Source organism: Curtobacterium sp. Leaf183, from assembly GCF_001424385.1.
In the GTDB taxonomy this organism is placed as follows: domain Bacteria; phylum Actinomycetota; class Actinomycetes; order Actinomycetales; family Microbacteriaceae; genus Curtobacterium.
The window spans coordinates 454,369-475,305 of sequence record NZ_LMPO01000009.1; the positions used below are offsets into that span (position 1 = coordinate 454,369).

Consider the following 20,937-nt stretch of genomic DNA (forward strand, 5'->3'; position numbering starts at 1 on the left):
CCGCGACATGCGCGCAGCGGAAGCGACGCGCTTCCCACGCCACCATGTCGCTTTCGTGACCGATCCGGACTGCATCACCCTTCGCACACGCACCCGCACCCACACCCGCACCCGCGCGCACGAACGGGGTCCGTGCCGCCCCGGCACGGACCCCGTCTGCTGCGGTGACTAGCGGCTCGTGGCCAACGAGTCGTACGTCCCCGCTGCCACGCTCACGGGTGCACCCGTGACCGGTGTGGGCCGTCCCAGGGAACGGACGGTCCACCCCGCCTTGACCCAGTCCTGGACCGGGAGGCAGTTGCGCGCGTCGATGACGGTCCGGCGCCCGACGATCCCGCCGAGTTCCTCCGGGTCCGCGCCGATGATGTCGTCCCACTCGGTGAGGACGAGCACCACGTCGGCACCCTCGATCGCCGCGCGCATGTCGGTCGTGTAGCTCAGGGTCGGGAAGGAGCGCTTCGCCGTCTCCATCGCCTCGGGGTCCCACAGCGTGACCTGGGCACCGCGCAGGTGCAGCGCCGCGGCGACGTTGAGCGCCGGGGAGTCCCGGACGTCGTCGGTGAGGGGCTTGAACGCCGCGCCGATGACCGCGATGCGCCGGTTGAGCACCGATCCCCCGGCCGAGTCGATCGCCATGTCGATGACGCGCTGGCGCTGGCCCATGTTGATCTCGTCGACCTGCTGCATGAGCCCCACGACCCGGCCCGCGCCGAGTTCGTTGGCGCGGTGCATGAGGGCACGGATGTCCTTCGGCAGGCACCCGCCGCCGAAGCCGACGCCGGCGTTCAGGAACTTCCGCCCGATGCGCTCGTCGTGCCCGAGGGCATCGGCCAACGTGGTCACGTCGGCCCCGGTGATCGCGCACATCTCGGAGATCGCGTTGATGAACGAGATCTTCGTCGCCAGGAACGCGTTGGCACTGACCTTCACGAGCTCGGCGGTCGGCAGGTCCGTCGTGATGACCGGGGTCCCCTCGGCGATGGGTGCGGCGTAGACCTCGCGGATCACGGCGTCCGCGGCTGCCGACGCGCCGCCCCAGACCAGGCGGTCCGGGTGCAGCGTGTCCTGGACGGCCTTGCCCTCACGCAGGAACTCGGGGTTCCAGATGAGCTCGGCCGCGATCCCGCTCGGCGCGAACTCGCGGACGATCCCCCGCAGCCGTTCCGCGGTGCCCACGGGGACGGTCGACTTGCCGACGATCAGGCCCGGGTGCGTCAGGTTCTCGGCCACGCCACGCGTCGCGCTCTCGACGTAGGCGAGGTTCGCGGCGTGCGAGCCGGCCTTCTGCGGGGTGCCGACACAGACGAAGTGGACGTCCGCGGCAGCGACGGCCTCGGCGATGTCCGCCGTGAACCGGAGCTTGCCGCTCGCGACGTGCTTGGTGATGAGCTCAGGCAGGCCGGGCTCGAAGAACGGGACCTCACCGGCCGACAGCGCGGCGAGCTTGGCGGGGTCGACGTCCACGCCGATGGTCTCGAAGCCCATCTCGGCCATGGCGGCGGCGTGCGTCGCGCCGAGGTACCCGGTGCCGATGACGCTGATGACGGGTGCCGGACGGACGTCGGCGGAGGGGACGGACTTCTTCGGAGCACTCACTGGGTGACCTCCTGCAGGTCGTAGTCGATGTCGGTGCGCTTGATGCCGTCCACGAAGGCCTGGAGGCTGTCGGAGCGCGAGTTGAGTCGCCAGTCGTTGGTGGAGCGGACGCCGTCCACCACCGTGGTCGCGGTCTCGGAGAAGTACGAGAACCCGATGACGTCGTCGTTGGCGGGCTGGGCCAGCGCGTCGAAGAGCGACGTGATCCACTTGGACTTCTGCCCGCCGGACACCGAGGTGCCCGTCTCGGTGGCGCCGACCTCGCTGAGCAGGATCTTCTTGTCCGGGGCGATCTGCCGCAGCTGGTCGACCGTGGCGCCGAAGGTGTTCGTGAACGACGGGGTCTCGGAGGCCGTGCGGTAGTAGCCGCTCATGCCCACCCAGTCGACCTGGTCGGGGCCCGGGTAGTACTGCTTCAGGTACGCCAGCGTCTGGTACTTCGCGTTGCCGAGCTTGTCGATCCGGCTCGGCGCCCAGTTCCAGATGACGTAGTCGTTCGCGCCGGCGTCCGCGAACACCTGGTGGACGTGCTGCCACATCGCGACGTAGGACCCGGCCGCGTTCTGCTGCGCCGACCCCTCGGACCAGTTGTACCAGGAGCCGTTCATCTCGTGGTCGAGACGGATGACCATGGGCTGGCCGTTCGCCTTGAGCGCCTGGGCGTACTTGGTCAGGTAGGCGTCGAACTTGCCCGAGATGATGTCCTGGTTCGTGTAGCCGGGGACGTACTTCTGGTCGTTGCCGGTCTGGGCGGGGGCGGACTCCCACGTCATGAGCGGCAGGCGCCCGTTCGCCCATGCACGGTTGACGGCGTTCGCGTTGAAGTCCTGGTCGAAGCCCTGGAAGAAGCCGACCATGTTCGTGGCCTTGCCGACCTGCTGCGAGACCTGGTCGTACTCGGCCCAGTTGAAGGGCGACTGCGCGGTGTACAGGCCGTACCAGCGCGTGGGCTGCTCGAGGATCTGCTGCTTCGTCGGGACGGCGACCGGTGTGGTCGTCGGGTCCTTCGACGGACCGGTGTTCGGGTTGGTGACCCCGCCACCGGAACCGGCCGTGTGGGTGCCGGAACCCGACCCGCCGGACGAGGACGAGCCTCCCGTCCCGCTGGCCGAAGCCCCGGTACCGGACGCGGACCCGGCCTTCCCAGCGGCCTGCGCCTGGGCCGAGCCGAGCTGCGACTGCAGCGAGGCGATCTGCGCCTTGAGCTGGGTGAGTTGGTCGCCGCGGGAGCCGGCCTGGGCGCTCGTGGACTTGAGCTGTCCCTCGAGCTTCCAGATCTGCTTCTGCGCCGCGGTGAGCTTGGTCTGCAGTGCGTCGGCGTCGACCGCCTTCTCCGAGGCCGTCTTGACGCCGAGGGCGTGGTGGACCGCGGTGGAGACGGGGCTGGACGGCGAGACCCAGACGGACCACGTGATGAGGGCGAGTGCGAGGACGATCGCGGTGGTGCCGATCGCCGTGCGCTTGGCGTGCTTGCTCGACGGCGCCCACCAGGAGCCCGTGGAGCGGAAGAGGTCAGACAATGAGGAAGGCCTCCAGGGCGAAGACGGCGATGCCGATGCAGTACGGGATGGCCGCGTAGGGGTTGTAGCGACGGACCTTGGCGGGGCGCGCAGCCGTCGCCGGAGCGGTCGGCGCGCTGGCTGCCGCCGCTGCCGCAGCCGCTCCACGACGAGTCGCGAGGACGGTCGAGGTCGAGTTGGTGGCGACGTCGAGGCCGGTGCCCGAGGGCGTCGCCGCGGGTCCGAACAGGTCGTCGAACGCGCGGTCCGCCGCGGCCTGGTCGTCCGACACGGGGCCGACCCGGTCGATCGGGCTCACCGGTGTCCGGGTGCCCTGTGCGACGGGCTGCGCGGGTTCGGTCTCCATCGGACCACCGGCGTAGGCACCGGCACGGGTGCCCCAGCCGCTGGCGTGTGCCAGGCGGAAGAACCCGATGAGGCGGATCGGCATGAGGAAGAACGTCGACACGATGATGAACATCGGCAGGCGGAAGAAGTCGCTCGGCTTCTCGGCCAGGTGCCGCATCTGCCGGATGGCCATGCTCAGCACGCTCGAGACCACCATGAGACCGGCGACGTAGACGAAGCCCGTCGAGAAGCCGTACTGGTGAAGGATCCCCTGGTAGAGGTTCTCGCCCTGGCCGGTGATCGCGCGGTAGATCCAGCCGGCGATCACGCCGAACAGCATGAACGGCAGGATGATGTCGGTCAGGAAGAACAGCGCCAGGATCGGTGCGTGCCCCAGCATCCAGGGCAGCATCCGCAGCGTGTTGTACTGCGAGCCACGGGCCCAGCGGAGCTGCTGCTTGAACAGCTTCTTCACCTGCAGCGGAGCGTCCGTGTACACGAGCGACGTGTACTGGTAGACGGTCCGGTAGCCCTCCTTGAGGGTGAGGTTCGTCAGCGTCCGGTCGTCGGACACCTCGAGGAACACGCCCATGAACTTCTCGTGCATGAACCGGTCCATGACCCGCATCAGTATGTTCCGGCGGAACGCGATCGTCCGCCCGGGCAGGCAGCCGATCTGCCCGAGGACGCTCTGCGCAGGCATCGAGTACAGCGCACGGGAGTTCTCGAGCCAGTCGGCCCAGCGGGTGATCCACGAGCGCTCGGGCTCGAGGATGCGCTGCCGGGTGGTGACGCCACCGACGGACTCGTCGGCGAAGGGCTTCAGCAGCTCCTCGAGTGCGCCGGGGGTCCAGACGGTGTCCGAGTCGACCAGGACGGTGATGTCCCCGTTCGACATCTCGGTCCCGACCTTGACGGCGTTGCGCTTGCCGGAGATCGGGGTGTGGGTCCAGCGGACGAGCGGGGCGAACTCGTCGCAGACCTCCTCGAGGGCCTCGTTGCGTGCGCCGTTGATGACGACGATGATCTCGCCGGGACGCTGCTCGACCATGCGGCCGATCACGTCACGGAAGAGGTCGAGTGGCTCGTCCACGACGGGGACGACGACACTCGTCGTCCCGGTGTACGTGCCGGTGAAGGGGCGGTACCGCGCAGACAGCACGACCTTGAGCAACCAGAGCAACCAGATCACCATGGAGTACACGGCGAAGAGGTAGAACTCGGGGTGCCCGTCGACCATCTGCCGGATCTGCAGAATGAAGGTGAACATCGATCCCTGCTTCAACGTTCGGGGTGGAGATTCCGCGCCATCGGGAAATCGGGGGTCGGTTCGGGTGGCACCATTCACGCACCCCGGAGGGAGCAGGTGCAACGCGTCCCCCACGCGGGGGTGTTTCCGTTTCGTGACGGGGTACACCGTGGTCCTCTGCTCCGCCCACAAGCGCTGTCCCCCCGGTTGCTGACAGCAGTTGTGTGGACCGCGCCACCGGCGGCGCGGCCCGCCGGTGCACCGACAGGCATCCCGGAGGATCGCGGTGCTTCGACAGGGAAGTCCCGGTCAGCGCGGAGTTGCGGATCCGCGCGGCGCTGGGTCAGGTCGGTCGGCCGACCCCGGCAAGCCGGCACGGCGACGACCCGGAGCAGAGTCCGGGCCCTGGTCGGACGGGGTACACGATCTCGGGAACGGGGGACGTCTGCCGACACGAAGAATTAACCTCTGACGGCTCGTCAGCTTCAGCTCGCTGGCAGGAGCCCGGGCGTGTCGCGGCTCCCGCGCCGGCCAGTGCGGGCGCCAGCGCCGGTCGTCCACGGGCTGCGGCCCCGACGATGTGGGGTCACACCGTGCCGTAGAACTCGCGCTCGAACACCTGTCGGGCTCGCCGCGTCACCCCGAGGTAGTCCTCCTCGAGCTGCGACGCCGACCCGGGCGGGTACTCCATCAGGCGAGCGACCCCCTCGAGCTGCGTGCGGTCGACCGGCAGCACGTCGGTGGTCTTGCCCGACCAGAGCACGAGGGCACTGCGCGTCCGCGAGGCGAACCGCCACGCGGCGGCGAGTCGCTCGCCGTCCTCGGGGGCGACGAGCCCCTCGGCGACGGCACCGTCGAGGGCGTCGAGGGTCGAGGTCGTCCGGAGCGCGGGCACCCGCAGCGCGTACTGCAGCTGCAGCAGTTGCACGAACCACTCGACGTCGCTCAGTGACCCGCGACCGAGCTTGAGGTGCCGCGCCGGGTCCGCGCCGCGCGGCAGCCGCTCGGACTCGACCCGGGCCTTGATGCGCCGGACCTCGCGGACCTCGCGCTCCGCGATGGAGGCGGGGTAACGGGTCCGGTCGGCCAGGTGCTCGAAGTCGCGCAGCAGCGCATCATCGCCGACGGTACCCCGGGCGCGCAGCAGCGCCTGGGCCTCCCACGTCAGTGACCAGCGGGCGTAGTACGCGCCGTACGACTCGAGCGTGCGGACCACCGGACCGTTCCCGCCCTCGGGGCGCAGGTCGATGTCGAGGTCGAACGGGTAGATCGTGTCCTCGGTCAGTCGGGAGAGCTCGCGGACGATCCCCTGCGCCGCCCGGGATGCCGCCTCTGGCGGCACCCCGTCCGCCCGGTACACGTAGAGCACGTCGGCGTCGGAGCCGAACCCGAGCTCGCGCCCGCCGTACCGGCCCATCGCGATGACGCCGAACTCGAGACCATCGGGTGCGTCGCGGCGGGCGAGGTCCAGCGCGCCGGTCAGGGTCGCCTCGGTGATGTCGCTCAGCGCGGGACCGAGCTGGTCGACGTCGAGCCGGCCGAGCGTCGCCGCCATGCCGAGGCGCAGGGTCTCGCGACGCCGAACGGAGCGCAGCAGCGAGGCGGCGGCCGCGACGTCGTCGCCGTGACGGGCGGTGGTGGCGCGGACCTCGGACAGCAGCGACGCGATCGGACGCGGGACCAGCAGCGTGTCGGGTTCGTCGAGCCACGCGACGGCCTCGGGGAAGCGTTCGAGGAGCCCGGACAGGAAGGCGGACTCGGACAGCACGGTCGTCAGGCTGTGTGCCGCACCCGACGAGTCGCGGAGCATGCGGAGGAACCAGCTCGACTCGCCGAGCGTGTCGCTGAGCTTGCGGAAGGCGAGCAGCGCACGGTCGGGGGCGGGGCCCTCGGCCATCCAGCGCAGCAGCACCGGCAGCAGGTTCCGCTGGATCGCCGCGCGCCGCGACGTGCCCTGGGTCAGGGCACGGATGTGCCGCAGGGCACCGTCGGGGTCGACGAAGCCGATGGCACCGAGACGGTCGCGTGCCTGGGTGCTCGTGAGCACGATGCCGCCGTCGGACGCCGCCACGGCGGAGAGCAGCGGGCGGTAGAACAGGCGCTCGTGCAGCCCGCGCACCTCGAGCTTCACCGACCGCCACCGGGTCTCGAGCGCAGCGGCTCCCGTCGCCAGCCCGCTCGACCGCGCGAGCACCCGGAGTTCGTCCTCGTCGACGGGCATCAGGTGCGTGCGCTGCAGGCGGCGGAGCTGGATGCGGTGCTCGAGCACGCGCAGCAGGGCGTAGTCGGGCCCGAACCGCGCGGCCTCGGGGCGTCCGACGTACCCGGCCTCGGTCAGGGCGTCCATGGCCTCGAGGGTGGACCGGACGCGGACGCTCTCGTCGTCCTGGCCGTGCACGAGCTGCAGGAGCTGCACGGTGAACTCGACGTCGCGCAGCCCGCCGGGACCGAGCTTGAGCTGCCGGTCGACCTCGGCGTCCGGGATGTTGTCCGTCACCCGCTCGCGCATGCGCTGCACGGACTCGACGAACCCCGGACGCTTCGACGAGCGCCAGACGAAGGGCGCGACTGCCGCGGCGTAGCGCTCCCCCAGGTCGACGGACCCGGCGATGGGCCGCGCCTTGAGCAGCGCCTGGAACTCCCATTCGCGGGCCCAGCGCTCGTAGTACGCGACGTGCGAGTCCAGCGTGCGGACCAGTGCGCCGTCCTTGCCCTCTGGACGGAGGTTCGCGTCGACCTCCCAGAGCGCGGGTTCGGCCGCCAGGTCGGTGATGACGTGCGTCGCCGCGATCGCGATGCGGGTCGAGATCCGGACCGCGCGCTCGGTGTCGACCGTGTCGGTGGGCTCGGTGACGAAGATGACGTCGACGTCGCTGACGTAGTTGAGCTCACGCGCCCCGGCCTTGCCCATCGCGATGACGGAAAGCGGTGTCGCGGCGACCTGGTCCGCCGGGAAGGGCACCTCGCGCCGGGCGACGTCGACGGCCACGTCCAGCGCCGCCCCGGCGAGGTCGGCGAGCCCCGCGGCGACCGCCGGGAACGCCAGCGTCGGGGAGGGGTGCAGCACGTCGTACAAGGCGATCTGCGCGAGGTGGCGGCGGTACCGGACCCGTAGCCGCATCCGAGCAGCTTCGTCGACGGCACCGTCGACGGCCTGGGTCAGCGAGTCGGTGTACTCCGCCTGGGTCCACGGTTCGGTGGCCGGCGCGAGGAGCAGGTCGAGTTCGGCGGGGCGGCGCTGCAGGAACTCGCCGAGCCCCACCGATGCCCCGAGCAGGCGCACCATCCGCTCGGTGGCCGCCTGGTCGTCGAGGATGGGCCGCAGGGCGTCGGGGTGGGTCTCGACCAGGCGCTCGAGGCGACGCAAGGCGCCGTCCGGGTCGGCGGTCGAGGACCACAGGGCCGGCCACGTGCCGACCGACACCGGCAGGTCGGAGCCGAACCGGGACTCGAGTGCGGACAGTCGCTCGAGGCTCTCCGAGAGCTCCGCGAACCCCAGCCGGGCGAGTTCGGAGCGGGACGTCTTCGTCCTGCCGGTCATCGTTCGGCGGGTGCCGACGCGGAGCTGCCCATGGTCGTTACAGCATGCCCAGGTTGGTGTCGAGCTCGAACGGCGTGACCTGGTCGCGGTAGCGCTTCCACTCCTGCCGCTTGTTCAGCAGCACGAAGTTGAAGACCTGCTCGCCGAGGGTCTCGGCCACGAGCTCGGAGTCCTCCATCAGCGACAGGGCGTGGTCGAGGCTGGCCGGCAGCTGCGCGTAGCCGAGGGCCTTGCGCTCGGAGTCGGACAGGCTCCACACGTTGTCCTCGGCCTCGGGCGGGAGCTCGTAGCCCTCTTCGATGCCCTTGAGTCCCGCGGCCAGCAGCAGCGAGTACGCCAGGTACGGGTTCGCCGCGGAGTCGATGCCGCGGTACTCGATGCGGGACGACTGGCCCTTGTTCGGCTTGTAGAGCGGCACGCGCACCAGGGCCGACCGGTTGTTGTGGCCCCAGGTGACGAACGAGGGGGCCTCGTCGCCGCCCCAGAGTCGCTTGTACGAGTTCACGAACTGGTTGGTGACCGCCGTGATCTCCGGCGCGTGCTTGAGCACACCGGCGATGAACTGCTTGGCGGTGGTCGACAGCTGGTACTCGCCGCCGGGCTCGTAGAACGCGTTCTGGTCACCCTCGAACAGCGACACGTGGGTGTGCATGCCGGAGCCGGGCTGGCCGGAGATGGGCTTCGGCATGAACGTCGCGTAGACGCCCTGCTCGATCGCCACCTCTTTCACGACGGTGCGGAAGGTCATGATGTTGTCGGCCATGGTCAGCGCGTCGGCGTACCGCAGGTCGATCTCGTTCTGCCCGGGACCGGCCTCGTGGTGGCTGAACTCGACCGAGATGCCGAGGTCCTCGAGCATGCGCACCGCGCGGCGGCGGAAGTCGTGGGCGCTGCCGCCGGGGACGTTGTCGAAGTAGCCAGCCTGGTCGACGGGCTTCGGGCCGCCGTCCTTCCAGTCGCGGTCCTTGAGCAGGTAGAACTCGATCTCGGGGTGCGTGTAGAACGTGAACCCGCGCTCGCTCGCCCGCGCCAGCGTGCGCTTGAGCACGTTGCGTGGGTCGGCGACGGCCGGCTGCCCGTCGGGCGTCGCGATGTCGCAGAACATCCGGGCGGTGGGGTCGATCTCGCCCCGCCAGGGCAGGATCTGGAACGTGGAGGGGTCCGGGTGCGCGAGGACGTCCGCCTCGTAGGAACGGCTGAGGCCCTCGATCGCGGAGCCGTCGAAGCCGATGCCCTCGGCGAAGGCGCCCTCGACCTCGGCCGGGGCGATCGCGACCGACTTCAGGGTCCCGATGACGTCCGTGAACCAGAGTCGGATGAACTTGATGCCCCGCTCCTCGATGGTGCGGAGCACGAAGTCCGTCTGCTTGTCCATGCACGCCCTTTCCGCGTTCCACCACGGTCGTCCCGCGACCGTGCTCAATAGGCTAGTGCTCATGCCCCGTCTCCGCTTGGCACTCGCCCAGACCAACCCGGTCGTGGGCGCCTTCGCCCGGAACGCCGCCGGGATCGTGGATGCCGTCCGTACCGCAGCAGCACGCGGCGCGGACCTGGTCGCCCTCGGCGAGATGGCGATCTCCGGCTACCCGATCGAGGACCTGGCGTCGCGGCCCTCGTTCCTCCGTGCCGCGCGAGCCGCCGTCGAAGCGCTCGCACGGACGCTCGACGACGAGGGCCTCGGCGCGGTCGCCGTCGTCGTCGGACACCCCGACGGACCGCTCCCACCCCGACCCGTCGACGTCAGCACCGCCCCCAGTGCGATCGCGGCGAACTGCGCGAGCGTCCTGCAGCACGGGCGCGTCGTCGCGACCACCGCCAAGCACCACCTGCCGAACTACTCGGTGTTCGACGAGTACCGGGTGTTCATCCCCGGCGACGACCTGCTGGTGGTGCGCATCGCCGACGTCGACGTCGCCGTCATCATCTGCGAGGACCTGTGGCGTGACGGGGGTCCGGTCGCACGGGTGCTCGACGCGGACGCTGGGCTGCTGCTCGTGGTGAACGCCTCGCCGTGGGTCGCCGGCAAGGACGAGGTCCGTCTGCCGCTCGTCACCCGTCGTGCGACCGAGTCGGACACGATCGTCGCCTACGTCAACATCGTCGGCGGTCAGGACGACCTGGTGTTCGACGGCGACTCGGTCGTGGTGGACGAACGCGGGACGGTCCTGGCCCGTGCGCCGCAGTTCCGCCCGCACGTGCTCGTCGTGGACGTCGACCCCGCACCCGCTCGACCCGACGCCATCGTCACCGAGCACGTGCAGCGGGTCGCGCTCGACACCCCGGACACCACGCCGGGCGAGCTCCCCGCACGGCCGCCGCTCCCCCGCGACGTGGCCGAGCTCCCCGACGAGCTGCACGCGATCTGGGACGCGCTCGTCCTCGGCACGCGGGACTACGTCGAGAAGAACGGCTTCCGGTCCGTCGTGCTCGGACTCTCCGGCGGCATCGACTCCGCCGTCTGTGCGGCCATCGCCGTCGACGCCATCGGTCCGGACGCGGTGGTCGGCGTGTCGATGCCGTCGCGGTGGTCGACCGAGCACTCGCGGTCCGACGCCGACGACGTCGCCGCCCGGCTCGGGCTGCGGTACCGGACCGAGCCCATCGCCGACCTCGTCGCGCCCTTCGACGCCCAGCTGTCCCTGACCGGGCTGGCTGCCGAGAACGTCCAGGCCCGGGTCCGCGCGGTGATCCTGATGGGCCTGTCGAACCTCGACGGACACCTGGTGTTGACGACGGGCAACAAGACCGAGCTCGCCGTCGGGTACTCGACCATCTACGGGGACTCCGTCGGTGGGTTCGCCCCGATCAAGGACGTGCCGAAGACGATGGTCTGGGCACTCGCGCGCTGGCGGAACGCGGTCGCGGCATCGCGGGGTGAGACCGAGCCGATCCCGGAGAACTCGATCACGAAGCCGCCGTCCGCCGAGCTCCGCGACGGACAGCAGGACGACGACACCCTGCCGCCGTACGAGGTCCTCGACGCGATCCTCGAGCAGTACGTCACGCGCGCCCAGGGTGCTGCGGACATCGTCGCGATGGGCTTCGACACCGACGTCGTCGCCGAGGTCACCCGGCTGGTCGACCGGTCCGAGTGGAAGCGTCGCCAGGGAGCCATCGGCCCGAAGATCTCGGGGATGGCCTTCGGCCGTGACCGACGACTTCCGGTGACCTACCGACCCTGACCGGTCCGGCAGCGGACGCACACCGTTCCGATGGCGGACGGGAGGCCCGTGGCGGCGCCGCCACGGGCCTCCCGTCCGTCACCAGGTCGCGTCGCGCGGACGCGACCGGTCAGGACTCCTCGTCCCACTGCTCGTTGTTGGCCTTGATGCGGTCGAGCGCGTGCTCCGCCTGCTCGCGCGTCTCGAACGGGCCGATGCGGTCGCGCTGCGGGGACTGCGGGCCCTGTTCGACGGTGTGGGTCTTGTCGTTGAACCACCACTGGGACTCGATGCGTTCGTCGCTCATGGCACCGACCCTACGCGTGGCGTGCTCGGGGCGTCGGGCGGGTCGGTTCGACCATTACATATTCTGCATGTTACGTTTCGGCTCCGTCTCGAAAGGACACCATGCAGTCATCTCGACTCTTCATGACCATCGGCGCAACGGGCCTGGCGCTCGCCACGATCGCGAGTGTGGCCCCGGCCTCCGCTGCCACGCATCCCCTCCCAGACTGGCAGGACCTCGACCCGACCATCGCGACCGTCGCGCGGCACGACGTGCGGTACACCTCGAACGACGGACCCGGCACGGTCGCGGTCACCGACGCGGTGCCGCGCATCTCGGTCCCGGCGCTCGGGTACCCGAAGGACGCGCGCCTCGAGGTCCGTGACACGACGACGGACGCCCTCGTGTGTGCCGCCGACGGGGCGTTCGGCACGCTGGGGAGCGACTTCCGGTGCACTCCCGACACGCCGCTCGCCGGCGGCGTGACGTCGATCGCCGCCGTGCTCATCGCGCACGACGGTGCGCTCCGGACCCCCGTCAGCAGGACGGTCCACGTGGACGTCGATGCTCCGGTCGACACGAGTGACCCCGTCCAGAGCCCGGTCGTGTCGGGCGTCGCGTTCGCCGGCGGTCGACTGACCGGGGTGGCCGGCCTGCCGACCGGGGAGTCCGGGTACCTCCGCATCCTCGACGCCGAGGGCAAGCGGATCACCGCGTCGTTCGCGTCGCTCGGCAACCGGCGGATCGCCTTCACGATCGACGGCGCCTCCGCCGGAGCGACGTACGGCGCCGCGTGGGAGACCGACCGAGGGACCTCGGAGCCGGTGTCCTTCAGCGCGCCGGGCACGGTCGACCCGCTGCCACCCGTCGTCGGACCGGAGGAGCCCGGCACCGGGACCACCCGCCCCGACGTCGAGCGGACCGCCGTCGACGCCGCGGGCGGCCTGACCGTCGACGTGCGGACGCACGCGGCCGGCATGGTCGTCGTCAAGGACGACACCGGCAAGGAGCGGAGCATGACGAGCGGCAACGCCAACAGCGGCGGAGCGCTCGTCCAGCAGTACCTCGTCGACTGGACCCCGGGCGCGACCTACACCGTCGTGCACTCGACGTCGAACGGTTCGGAACTCGCACGGACCACCTTCACCGCCCCGGGTGCCGCAACCGAGGAGCCGGGGACCGACCCCGAGCAGCCGGGGACCGACCCGGGCGACGGGCACGCTCCCGGCGGCGAGACGACCGTCCGCCAGGACTGGTTCGACGCCGAGAACGGCGTGGCGCACCTCTCCGGGTCCACGAAGGGTCCGTCGGAGTTCCAGTACCACGTCCTGTCCGCTGACGGAGCCCTCGTGGCGACGCCGAAGCCGGGTGCGACCGACAAGCGCGGGGCCTTCACGACGGTCCTGCACGGCCTGCACGCCGGGGACCGAGTCGTCTTCGCGTGGGTCAGCCCGAACATCACCACGCGCACCGTCACGGTCGGCGCGTAGTGGAGCCCCGGTGACCCGGCGTCCCCCCGGGGCGCCGGGTCACCGGCCACACCACGGTGCTGACTAGACTCGTGCGCATGCCCCGGGACGAACACGGACACCTGACCGCTGGCCGGATCTCCCCGCAGCGGCCCGTCCCCAGGGACATCGAGCGACCCGAGTACGTCGGCCGGGTCGAACCCCACGAGCACGGCCTCGGCGACACCTACACCCCGGACGAGGTCGAGCGGATCCGCGTCGCCGGACGCATCGCGTCGCAGGCCATCGACGCGGTCGGCGCGGCGATCCGCCCGGGTGTCACCACCGACGAGCTCGACCGGATCGGCCACGAGTTCGTCGTCGCGCACGGCGCGTACCCGTCGACCCTCGGCTACCGCGGGTACCCGAAGTCGCTGTGCTCGTCCGTGAACGAGGTCATCTGCCACGGCATCCCGGACGACACCGTGCTGCAGGACGGCGACATCGTCAACATCGACATCACCGCGTACAAGGACGGCATGCACGGCGACACGAACCGCACGTTCGTCGTCGGTGCCGCCGCACCCGAGGTCCAGGACCTGGTCACCCGCACCGAGGCAGCGATGCAGCGCGGCATCCGCGCCGTCGCTCCCGGGCGCCAGGTGAACGTCATCGGGCGGGCCATCGAGTCCTACGCCAAGCGCTTCGGCTACGGCGTGGTCCGCGACTACACCGGACACGGCGTCGGTCGTGCCTTCCACTCCGGGTTGATCATCCCCCACCACGACGCGCCCCAGCACGACACCGTCATCGAGGCCGGCATGGTGTTCACCATCGAGCCGATGCTCACCCTCGGCGGGATCGAAGCCGACATCTGGTCTGACGACTGGACCGTCAGCACCCGCGACAAGTCGTGGACCGCGCAGTTCGAACAGACCCTCGTCGTCACAGAACGTGGCGCCGAACTCCTCACCGTCTCCTGAAAGGGCCACAGCTCCCATGACCTCACTCGCAGTCGGCGTCGACATCGGCGGTACGGGCATCAAGGGCGCGATCGTCGACACGGCGACCGGCGAACTCACCACTGAGCGGATCAAGAAGGCCACTCCGGAAGGGGGCAAGCCGCACGACATCGTGGCGGTCGTGGTCGAGATCCTCGACGAGCTCGCCCCGGCCTCGGACGTCGCGGTCGGCGTCTGCTTCCCGGCGATCGTGCGCGACGGCAAGACCATGTCGGCGGCGAACGTGTCGAAGAAGTGGATCGGCTTCGAGGCCGAGGCCCTGTTCGAGAAGGAACTCGGACGCTCCATCCACTTCGTCAACGACGCCGACGCCGCCGGGTTCGCCGAGCAGCAGTTCGGCGCGGCGAAGGGTCGCGACGGCCTGGTCATCATGACGACCCTCGGCACGGGCATCGGCACGGCGCTCATCAACGACGGCGTGCTCATCGTCAACGCGGAACTCGGCCACCTGGAGATCGACGGGGTGGACTACGAGACGAAGGCGTCCTTCGCGGCCAAGGAGCGCGACGAGCTGTCGTGGAAGCACTGGGCGAAGCGGCTGCAGAAGTACTACTCCCGGCTCGAAGCGCTGCTCTCCCCGGAGCTGTTCGTCGTCGGCGGCGGCGTGTCGAAGCACCACGAGGAGTTCCTCCCGCTGCTCGACCTGCAGGCCCCGGTCATCCCGGCGACGCTCCGCAACAACGCGGGCATCATCGGGGCGGCGACCCTGGCCGCACGCAGCGCCTGATCCTCGCCTGGTTGATGACGAGTCGGGCGACACCGCTCTGACGACGCCGCTCCTGGTCGCACGACTCGCCGTATGCGTGTCGTCGAGGTCGCAGGTCCTGCCGGTCCGGCCGCTCGAGATGCCGAAATTGCGGAACCTGGGGGCGGGGGCGCCCACCGCTCCGCTACACTCTCGACTGCGAACGGGTCGGTGAGACGGTCGCGTCACTCCCCCGGGAGTGCCGAGGAACGTCCGGGCTCCACAGAGCAGGGCGGTGGGCAACACCCACCCGGAGCAATCCGCGAGACAGTGCCACAGAGAACAGACCGCCGGTGGCGACACCGGTCAGGGTGAAACGGTGGTGTAAGAGACCACCAGGGGTCCGGGTGACCGGATCCGCTCGGTAAACCTCGCCCGGAGCAAGGTCAGACAGAGGACGTCGAGGCTGCTCGCCGAGTCCTCGGGTAGACCGCTGGAGGCCGACGGCAACGTCGGTCCGAGACAGATGGCCGTCACTGCCGCAAGGCAGGACAGAACCCGGCGTACGGCCGGCCCGTTCGCACAGGCCACGGTGGTCCAGAGCCACCACGAGACAGACGGGAGGCCCGGTGCCAGCTGGTATGTGCCAGCTGGTACCGGGCCTCCCGTCTGTCGGTGGGGGCGCGTCTACAGACCGGACTCCGCGGTGCGGACCAGGATCGCCTCGCTGTCGGGGCAGAGCACGACGTCATCCGGTGCCGCACGACGCACGGTCTGCAGGTCGGCACCGGTCAGGGTCACGCCCGACGCGGTCGAGACCCCGCCCTGCAGCAGCGACGCACCGAAGCCGTAGCGGGCACGCTGGCGCTCGTACAGCGCGAGCAGGTCGTCCGGCACCTTCGCGGCCACGTCTGCCCTGGCCTGCACCGCCGAGGCCCGGTCGTTCTCGAGTCGTCCGATCTCGGTGTCGCGCTCGGACACCAGCGCGTTCCGTGCCGCCTCGGCGTCGGCGAGCTTCGCCTCGATGTCCCCGACCCGGGCGCGGAACACGTCGAGCTGCTCCATCACCTCGAGTTCCGAGGTCTCGAGGTCACCGATCCGTCGCTGCAGGGAGTCGAGCTCGCTCTGCAGGCCGGCGGAGTCCTTCGTGCTCGACGAGTTCGCCAGCAGCGTGGTGTCACGCGTGACGCGCGCCTGCGCTGTCGCGGTGTCCGACTCGAGCCGGGCCAGGTCGCGCTCGGCGTCCTCGACGTCGCCGGTGGCGGCGGCGAGCTCGCTCCGGAGCTTGGCTGCGGCGGTGGCGAGCTCGGTGAGCCGGTCGCCCTTCTGCAGCGAGCTGATGCGGTGCGCGAGGCGCGTGATGTCGTTGTCGAGTCGCTGGACGTCGAGGAGGATGACCTGGTCCTCGGGTGCTGCCTTCATGGTCAGGCTCCTTCGTGCTGGTGCTCGGTGGTGGGTGCTGGCGCGCTCGGCAGGACGGCGAAGTCCCACGGGTCGGTGCGCAGGTCGCTGACGGTGACGCGGATGCCGGTCGCCTGGCGGAGCTGTTCGGCGGCGACGTCGAGCCAGAGCCACTCGGTGGCCCAGTGCGAGGTGTCGATCAGTGCCGGTCCGTCGGACAGCATGGCCTGTTCGCGGAACTCGGAGGCCGGGTGGTGCCGCAGGTCACTCGTGACGTAGACGTCGGCGTCCTGCACCAGCGGGTTGCCGAGGTACGCGTCGCCCGCGCCGGCGCACAGTGCGATCGTGCGCACCGGGTGGTCGTAGTCGCCCGAGACGCGGACCCCCGATGCCGTCGCGGGCAGGACGTCGACGATGCGGCGGGCCAGGGCGCCGAGCGACATCGGCTCGGCGAGCACGCCCACGCGGCCGATACCGGTGTCGGCGGTCGCGCCCGGCTCGAGCGGACGCTGGTCGGTCAGTCCGATGCGGTCCGCGAGCACGGCCGAGGTCCCCGTGGCCACGACGTCGGCGTTCGTGTGCGCTGCGACGAGCGCGCAGCCGCCACGGATCAGCGTGGCGAGCACCGCGCCTTTGGAGGTCGACTCGGCGACGGTCGTGACACCGCGCAGCAGCAGCGGGTGGTGGGTCAGCAGCAGGTCGGCGCCCAGGGACACGGCTTCGCGCGCGGTGTCCGGGACAGCGTCGACGGCGAGGTGCACGTGGTCGACATCGGCGTCGAGGTCACCCGAGACGAGCCCCACCGCGTCCCACGACTCGGCACCCCGGGCCGGCCAGAGGGACTCGATCACGGCCTGGAGATCGCGGAGCGTCGGCATCCCGACAGTCTACCGAGGCGCCGACGGGGACCAGTGCGCGGTGGTCACCGACGGCCGAGCAGGCGCAGGACCGCGGCGACCGCGCGTGCCCACCAGCCGGGGCGGTCGGCGTCCTGCACGGCTTCGGCACGCTCCGCTGCGACGTCGTCGGCCGCCGCGGAGTCCGCTGCGGGCTCGCCGGCTGCGGCCTGTTCGCCGTCCGCGGTGAGCGCAACGGGGAACACGACCGGGGTCTCGGCCGTCTCGGCGCGGTGCGAGCGGAGGACGGCGGCGAAGGCGTCGCGGTCGATCACGGTCGGCCCGGTCGCGGGCTGGATGAGCGGTGTGGGGCGCGTGTTCGCGGACACCGGTGTGACGGTCTGCGTGCTCGGGACGAGCCGAGCGGGCTCGTCTCGGTCGGCGGACGCATCGTCCAACGCCGGTGCACCCAGCACGGAGACCGGCGCGGCGACGGCCGGCAGGACGAGGACCGGCGCATCGGGGGACGTGGGCGCCACGGGGACCGGCGTGGCAGCGAACTCCGGTGCGGGCGCGGGACGCTGCAGGGCCACGGTCCCCGTCGCGGCGGCGGCGCGGCTCGCGTCGGCGCGTCGGGAGGCGACCCGGTCGCGGCGGTCGGCCTCGTCGGCAGCGTCAGCGAGCAGGTCGGCGAACACCGAGCGGGCGTAGGCGCGCGCGGCGTCGACCTCGGGGTCGGTCAGGTGGGCGACGCCGGCCTCCCACGCGGTCAGGCGTGCGAGGTCCTCGTCGCGGCGGCGGACCTCGTCCTCGAGCACCACGATGCGCTCGAGCGTGGGCCGGCCGCTCTGTGCGGAGACCTCGACGGCGAGCTCCTCGATGCGCAGGGCGATGCGCTCCGGGGGTTCGGGGAAGGAAGGACCACAGGTGGACGCGTGCCGACCGCGGTCGCGGGGGCGGCGGAAGGCCAGATCGGAGGTCGCGGCCGACGCGGCGTCGGACGACTGGTCCTGCGCGCTGTCGACCGGGTGGTCCAGCTCGACCTCGGACGGCGCGACCTCGGACGACGCGTCGTGTGCGGTGTCGCTCGGGTCGACCAGCTCGTCCTGGGTCGGGTCGACCAGCTCGGCCTGGGCCGTGTCCGGTCGCTGCACCGGGCCGGTGACCGGCGGGACGACCAGGTCCGACAGGTACGGCGCACGGGTGGCGGGAGCGTCGCGGAGCCACTCCTCGAGCTCACGACCGAACGGGTCGACGAGCGGCGTTCGTGCACCGGACTGGGTCTTCATGCTCGAAGTATGGACACCGGGGGACGCCAGGCTGGGACATCCGCGGTGTGTCGCGCATCCGGCGGCATGTCACGCCGAAGGTGAACGGCGTGTCGGACCCGAGATCAGAGCCCTGCGGTGAAGTCCTCGAGGAGCCCTCGGCCCACCGGCCAGTCGCCCACACCGCTGGCGACGTTCACGTGACCGTGCTCCCCGATCCGACGGACGTCGGCACCGAGCGCGTCCCCCATCGCCGTCGCCCGCTCGGTCGAGCAGTACGGGTCGTCGTCGCTCACGACGAGCAGCGTGGGCGTCGCGACGGATCGCTCGGGGAGCGTGAAGCCGGCCGCTGCCGCGGGGAAGCCGGGCGCCGCGGGGTCGGGTGGGGCGACCAGGAACGCCCCGGCGACCCGACCGTCGTCGTGGTCCACGAGCCACCGCCACGCCGCGATCACGCCCAGGCTGTGCGCGACGAGCACGGGCGGTCCCTCGGTGGCCGCGACCGCGCGGTCGATCGCACGCGCCCAGTCGTCCGGATCAGGACCGGACCACGACGTCGGCGCGATGCGGACCGCGGTCTCGTGGCGCTCGGCCTGCCACCGTGACTGCCAGTGCTCGGGGTCGGAGTTCCAGATGCCGGGCACGATCACCCAGGGTCGAGGTCGGCTCACCCCTCGAGCGTAGAGGGCGCGCGGCCTCGGCGGGGGCCTCAGCCCTGCAGCGTGTCCCGCGGGTACTCGCCGAACCGGGTGGCGTAGGCCGCCGAGAACCGCCCCAGGTGGGCGAAGCCCCACTTCACCGCGACCGACGCCACGGTGAGCTCACGCGGGGTCCCGTGTCGCAGTTCCTCGCGGATCCGGTCGAGTCGGATGCCGCGCAGCATCGAGTTGGGCGCGATGCCGACCTGCCGCTGGAACGCCTGCTGCAGCCCGCGCACGCTGAGCCCGACGTGCTCGGCGACGTCCGTGGTCGTGACCGGCGTGTGCGCGAAGGCGTGCATGTACTCGACGGCTTCGCGGACGCGGCCCGTCGCTCCCTGGGGCAGCGCCACGTCGGGCGCCAGCAGGCGATGGCGGAAGGTCCGCAGCAGGGCCATGGCGGTCGTCCGTGACGTCTCGGCGAGGACGAGCGGCGACACCGCGGCCTTCGCCAGCACGACGGAGGCAGCCTCCTGCACCTGCCGGTTCCACGACCGCAGCGCATCGGGTGCCGGGGTGGCGGCGTGGTCGAAGACGAGCGGACCCGGTTGGACGCCGTGCATCTCCGCCGCCATGCCCTCGAGGTAGGTGCGCTCGAACTGCACCAGGCTCTGGCGGACGTCCGCCAGCTCGAACTCGAAGGGCCGTCCCGTGGGGAACATCATCGGGATGCCGGGTCCGAAGGACACCTCGTCGCGACCGATGTCGACGCGACCGCCCCCGTCGGCGAGCCACATGACCGCGTACTCGTCGCGCAGCTCGACCTCGCCGCGGACGCTGGCGTCGAACCGGCTGGACCGGAACGACATCGTCTCGTCACCGACCACGCGGAACCGGTACTGGAACATCCGGTCGGTCGTGTGGGTGCTGAACCCGGATCCCTCGTAGGCCGCCTCGTACATGCGCTGCGCGTCGTCGAGGTCATCGCCGGACGTCTCGAAGGTCATCCGCGGGTCGTGGTCGATGGTCACCGGCGCATCGTGACACGCGCCCCCGGGGGGTCCGCAATCCCCCGTCGGCTCTCGCGGGTTCCGGCCGCCGGTGTGCGCTTACCGGATCGTCCGCCTGCCCGGGGTCCCCGGAGTGTTGACGACTGCTCGTTCTGGTGGGTCAGACCCGACCGCGACGGACGGTCCAGTGGTTCCGGTCGCCGGCACGCTCGTAGCGGAGTTCGTCGACGACCATGCCGACCAGCGCCAGTCCCCGGCCGCTCTCGGCCGAGGCATCCGGCAGCGCGGCACCGGCGGGGTCGACGGACGCGGGCAGGCCATCGTCGGTGAGTTCCGCCTCGAGTTCGCCGCCGCTCACCGCGAGCGACAGTGAGCAGGCGACCCGCTCGCCGCCCCCGGCGTGCTCGACGACGTTCGAGGCGAGCTCGACGACGGCGAGTTCGAAGGCCATGCGGTCCTCGATGCCGACCGACGGTTCCGCGCCCCAGACCGCAGCGAGGAAGTCGTGCACGCACGTGACGTCGTCGGGCGGCGACGCGAACTCCAGACGGTGGTCGGCCACGGCGGTGCCGGTCATGCCCAGGTCGACACCGCGGCGTCCCCGTCCTGGTACGTCCGCAGGATCTTGTCGATGTTGGAGAGCTTGAGGACCATGCTGACCTGGTCCGACGGCGCCGCGATGCGGAGGTCCCCACCGGCCTGGCGCGCGGTCTTGAGGCAGCCGACCAACGCACCGAGGCCGGACGAGTCCATGAACTCGACGCCCGACAGCTCGACGACCACCCGGTTGCGGCCGTCCCCGACGACCTTGGCGACGGCTTCGCGGAACGCCGGCGCCGACACCATGTTCAGGCGGCCCTTGCACTCCAGCACGGCAGCGTCCGTCTGCGCCTCGTGTACGACGATGTCCATACGGGGTGTTCTCCTTGCATCGGTAGGGGCTGCGCAC

The 20,937-nt window shown here is 71.1% G+C and carries 17 protein-coding genes and 1 other RNA gene; 5 read left to right on the forward strand and 13 right to left on the reverse strand.

The genetic code is table 11. The features are described from left to right. Positions 1 to 168 precede the first annotated feature (168 nt). From ASG04_RS13060 to glnA, 5 genes are all read right to left on the reverse strand, one after another. Complete coding sequence (locus ASG04_RS13060; RefSeq protein ID WP_056125091.1) at positions 169 to 1,596, reverse strand: UDP-glucose dehydrogenase family protein; 1,428 nt, start codon at positions 1,594 to 1,596, stop codon at positions 169 to 171. Next, complete coding sequence (locus tag ASG04_RS13065; RefSeq protein ID WP_056125094.1) at positions 1,593 to 3,116, reverse strand: glycoside hydrolase family 26 protein; 1,524 nt, start codon at positions 3,114 to 3,116, stop codon at positions 1,593 to 1,595. The genes ASG04_RS13060 and ASG04_RS13065 overlap by 4 nt, the downstream gene beginning before the upstream one ends. Next, positions 3,109 to 4,713: a glycosyltransferase family 2 protein gene (locus tag ASG04_RS13070; protein ID WP_056125097.1), complete on the reverse strand. Its 1,605-nt coding sequence runs from the start codon at positions 4,711 to 4,713 to the stop codon at positions 3,109 to 3,111. Before ASG04_RS13070 ends, ASG04_RS13065 begins: the two co-directional genes overlap by 8 nt. A 565-nt stretch (positions 4,714 to 5,278) precedes the next feature. After that, a complete protein-coding gene (locus ASG04_RS13075) occupies positions 5,279 to 8,233 on the reverse strand; it encodes a bifunctional [glutamine synthetase] adenylyltransferase/[glutamine synthetase]-adenylyl-L-tyrosine phosphorylase (protein WP_056125100.1) in 2,955 nt (984 codons plus the stop codon). 37 nt (positions 8,234 to 8,270) lie between these two features. After that, positions 8,271 to 9,608 carry a type I glutamate--ammonia ligase gene (gene glnA / locus ASG04_RS13080; RefSeq protein WP_056125102.1) on the reverse strand — a complete coding sequence of 446 codons (1,338 nt, stop codon included), beginning with the start codon at positions 9,606 to 9,608 and terminating at the stop codon, positions 8,271 to 8,273. A 61-nt stretch (positions 9,609 to 9,669) separates the two neighbouring features. Between glnA and ASG04_RS13085 the strand changes: the two genes are divergently transcribed. Then, on the forward strand, positions 9,670 to 11,415 hold the full coding sequence (locus ASG04_RS13085) for an NAD+ synthase (protein WP_056125788.1): 1,746 nt from the start codon (positions 9,670 to 9,672) through the stop codon (positions 11,413 to 11,415). A gap of 109 nt (positions 11,416 to 11,524) precedes the next feature. On the opposite strand, the gene ASG04_RS17480 is transcribed toward ASG04_RS13085, so the two are convergent. Further along, entirely contained in the window at positions 11,525 to 11,701 is a 177-nt protein-coding gene (locus ASG04_RS17480; protein WP_156463666.1) for an SPOR domain-containing protein, read from the reverse strand. A gap of 101 nt (positions 11,702 to 11,802) precedes the next feature. On the opposite strand from ASG04_RS17480, the gene ASG04_RS13090 reads away from it, so the two are divergent. The 4 genes from ASG04_RS13090 (at position 11,803) to rnpB (ending at position 15,416) form a co-directional block, all read left to right on the forward strand. Then, on the forward strand, positions 11,803 to 13,170 hold the full coding sequence (locus tag ASG04_RS13090) for a hypothetical protein (RefSeq protein WP_156463667.1): 1,368 nt from the start codon (positions 11,803 to 11,805) through the stop codon (positions 13,168 to 13,170). 77 nt (positions 13,171 to 13,247) lie between these two features. Next, positions 13,248 to 14,111 (forward strand): type I methionyl aminopeptidase, encoded by an 864-nt coding sequence (map, locus tag ASG04_RS13095; RefSeq protein WP_056125110.1) that lies wholly within the window; start codon positions 13,248 to 13,250, stop codon positions 14,109 to 14,111. Positions 14,112 to 14,127: 16 nt separating this feature from the next. Then, positions 14,128 to 14,877, forward strand: a complete 750-nt coding sequence (gene ppgK / locus ASG04_RS13100) for a polyphosphate--glucose phosphotransferase (RefSeq protein WP_056125113.1) — start codon at positions 14,128 to 14,130, stop codon at positions 14,875 to 14,877. Positions 14,878 to 15,059: 182 nt separating this feature from the next. Next, positions 15,060 to 15,416, forward strand: an RNA gene (gene rnpB, locus ASG04_RS14655) — RNase P RNA component class A. 106 nt (positions 15,417 to 15,522) lie between these two features. Here rnpB and ASG04_RS13105 read toward each other — a convergent pair. The 7 genes from ASG04_RS13105 to ASG04_RS13135 form a co-directional block, all read right to left on the reverse strand. Further along, complete coding sequence (locus ASG04_RS13105) at positions 15,523 to 16,257, reverse strand: zinc ribbon domain-containing protein (RefSeq protein ID WP_056125116.1); 735 nt, start codon at positions 16,255 to 16,257, stop codon at positions 15,523 to 15,525. A 2-nt stretch (positions 16,258 to 16,259) separates the two neighbouring features. Next, positions 16,260 to 17,114, reverse strand: a complete 855-nt coding sequence (locus tag ASG04_RS13110; protein WP_056125119.1) for a Nif3-like dinuclear metal center hexameric protein — start codon at positions 17,112 to 17,114, stop codon at positions 16,260 to 16,262. A gap of 44 nt (positions 17,115 to 17,158) precedes the next feature. Further along, positions 17,159 to 18,361 (reverse strand): hypothetical protein, encoded by a 1,203-nt coding sequence (locus ASG04_RS13115; RefSeq protein WP_056125121.1) that lies wholly within the window; start codon positions 18,359 to 18,361, stop codon positions 17,159 to 17,161. Positions 18,362 to 18,465: 104 nt separating this feature from the next. After that, positions 18,466 to 19,011 (reverse strand): RBBP9/YdeN family alpha/beta hydrolase, encoded by a 546-nt coding sequence (locus ASG04_RS13120; RefSeq protein ID WP_056125123.1) that lies wholly within the window; start codon positions 19,009 to 19,011, stop codon positions 18,466 to 18,468. Positions 19,012 to 19,049: 38 nt separating this feature from the next. Beyond that, complete coding sequence (locus tag ASG04_RS13125) at positions 19,050 to 20,009, reverse strand: helix-turn-helix transcriptional regulator (protein WP_056125126.1); 960 nt, start codon at positions 20,007 to 20,009, stop codon at positions 19,050 to 19,052. Between the two features lie 139 nt (positions 20,010 to 20,148). Beyond that, positions 20,149 to 20,565 (reverse strand): ATP-binding protein, encoded by a 417-nt coding sequence (locus ASG04_RS13130; protein WP_056125129.1) that lies wholly within the window; start codon positions 20,563 to 20,565, stop codon positions 20,149 to 20,151. Beyond that, positions 20,562 to 20,900: an STAS domain-containing protein gene (locus ASG04_RS13135; protein ID WP_056125132.1), complete on the reverse strand. Its 339-nt coding sequence runs from the start codon at positions 20,898 to 20,900 to the stop codon at positions 20,562 to 20,564. Before ASG04_RS13135 ends, ASG04_RS13130 begins: the two co-directional genes overlap by 4 nt. Positions 20,901 to 20,937: the final 37 nt, after the last annotated feature.

Bases quoted from the DNA above. Each gene is read 5' to 3' on its own strand.
- ASG04_RS17480 (WP_156463666.1), bottom strand. From the start codon at position 11,701: ATGAGCGACGAACGCATCGAGTCCCAGTGGTGGTTCAACGACAAGACC.
- ASG04_RS13115 (WP_056125121.1), bottom strand. From the start codon at position 18,361: ATGAAGACCCAGTCCGGTGCACGAACGCCGCTCGTCGACCCGTTCGGT.
- ASG04_RS13105 (WP_056125116.1), bottom strand. From the start codon at position 16,257: ATGAAGGCAGCACCCGAGGACCAGGTCATCCTCCTCGACGTCCAGCGA.
- ASG04_RS13085 (WP_056125788.1), top strand. From the start codon at position 9,670: ATGCCCCGTCTCCGCTTGGCACTCGCCCAGACCAACCCGGTCGTGGGC.
- ASG04_RS13135 (WP_056125132.1), bottom strand. From the start codon at position 20,900: ATGGACATCGTCGTACACGAGGCGCAGACGGACGCTGCCGTGCTGGAG.
- map (WP_056125110.1), top strand. From the start codon at position 13,248: ATGCCCCGGGACGAACACGGACACCTGACCGCTGGCCGGATCTCCCCG.
- ppgK (WP_056125113.1), top strand. From the start codon at position 14,128: ATGACCTCACTCGCAGTCGGCGTCGACATCGGCGGTACGGGCATCAAG.
- ASG04_RS13130 (WP_056125129.1), bottom strand. From the start codon at position 20,565: ATGACCGGCACCGCCGTGGCCGACCACCGTCTGGAGTTCGCGTCGCCG.
- ASG04_RS13075 (WP_056125100.1), bottom strand. From the start codon at position 8,233: ATGACCGGCAGGACGAAGACGTCCCGCTCCGAACTCGCCCGGCTGGGG.
- ASG04_RS13110 (WP_056125119.1), bottom strand. From the start codon at position 17,114: ATGCCGACGCTCCGCGATCTCCAGGCCGTGATCGAGTCCCTCTGGCCG.
- glnA (WP_056125102.1), bottom strand. From the start codon at position 9,608: ATGGACAAGCAGACGGACTTCGTGCTCCGCACCATCGAGGAGCGGGGC.
- ASG04_RS13090 (WP_156463667.1), top strand. From the start codon at position 11,803: ATGCAGTCATCTCGACTCTTCATGACCATCGGCGCAACGGGCCTGGCG.
- ASG04_RS13070 (WP_056125097.1), bottom strand. From the start codon at position 4,713: ATGTTCACCTTCATTCTGCAGATCCGGCAGATGGTCGACGGGCACCCC.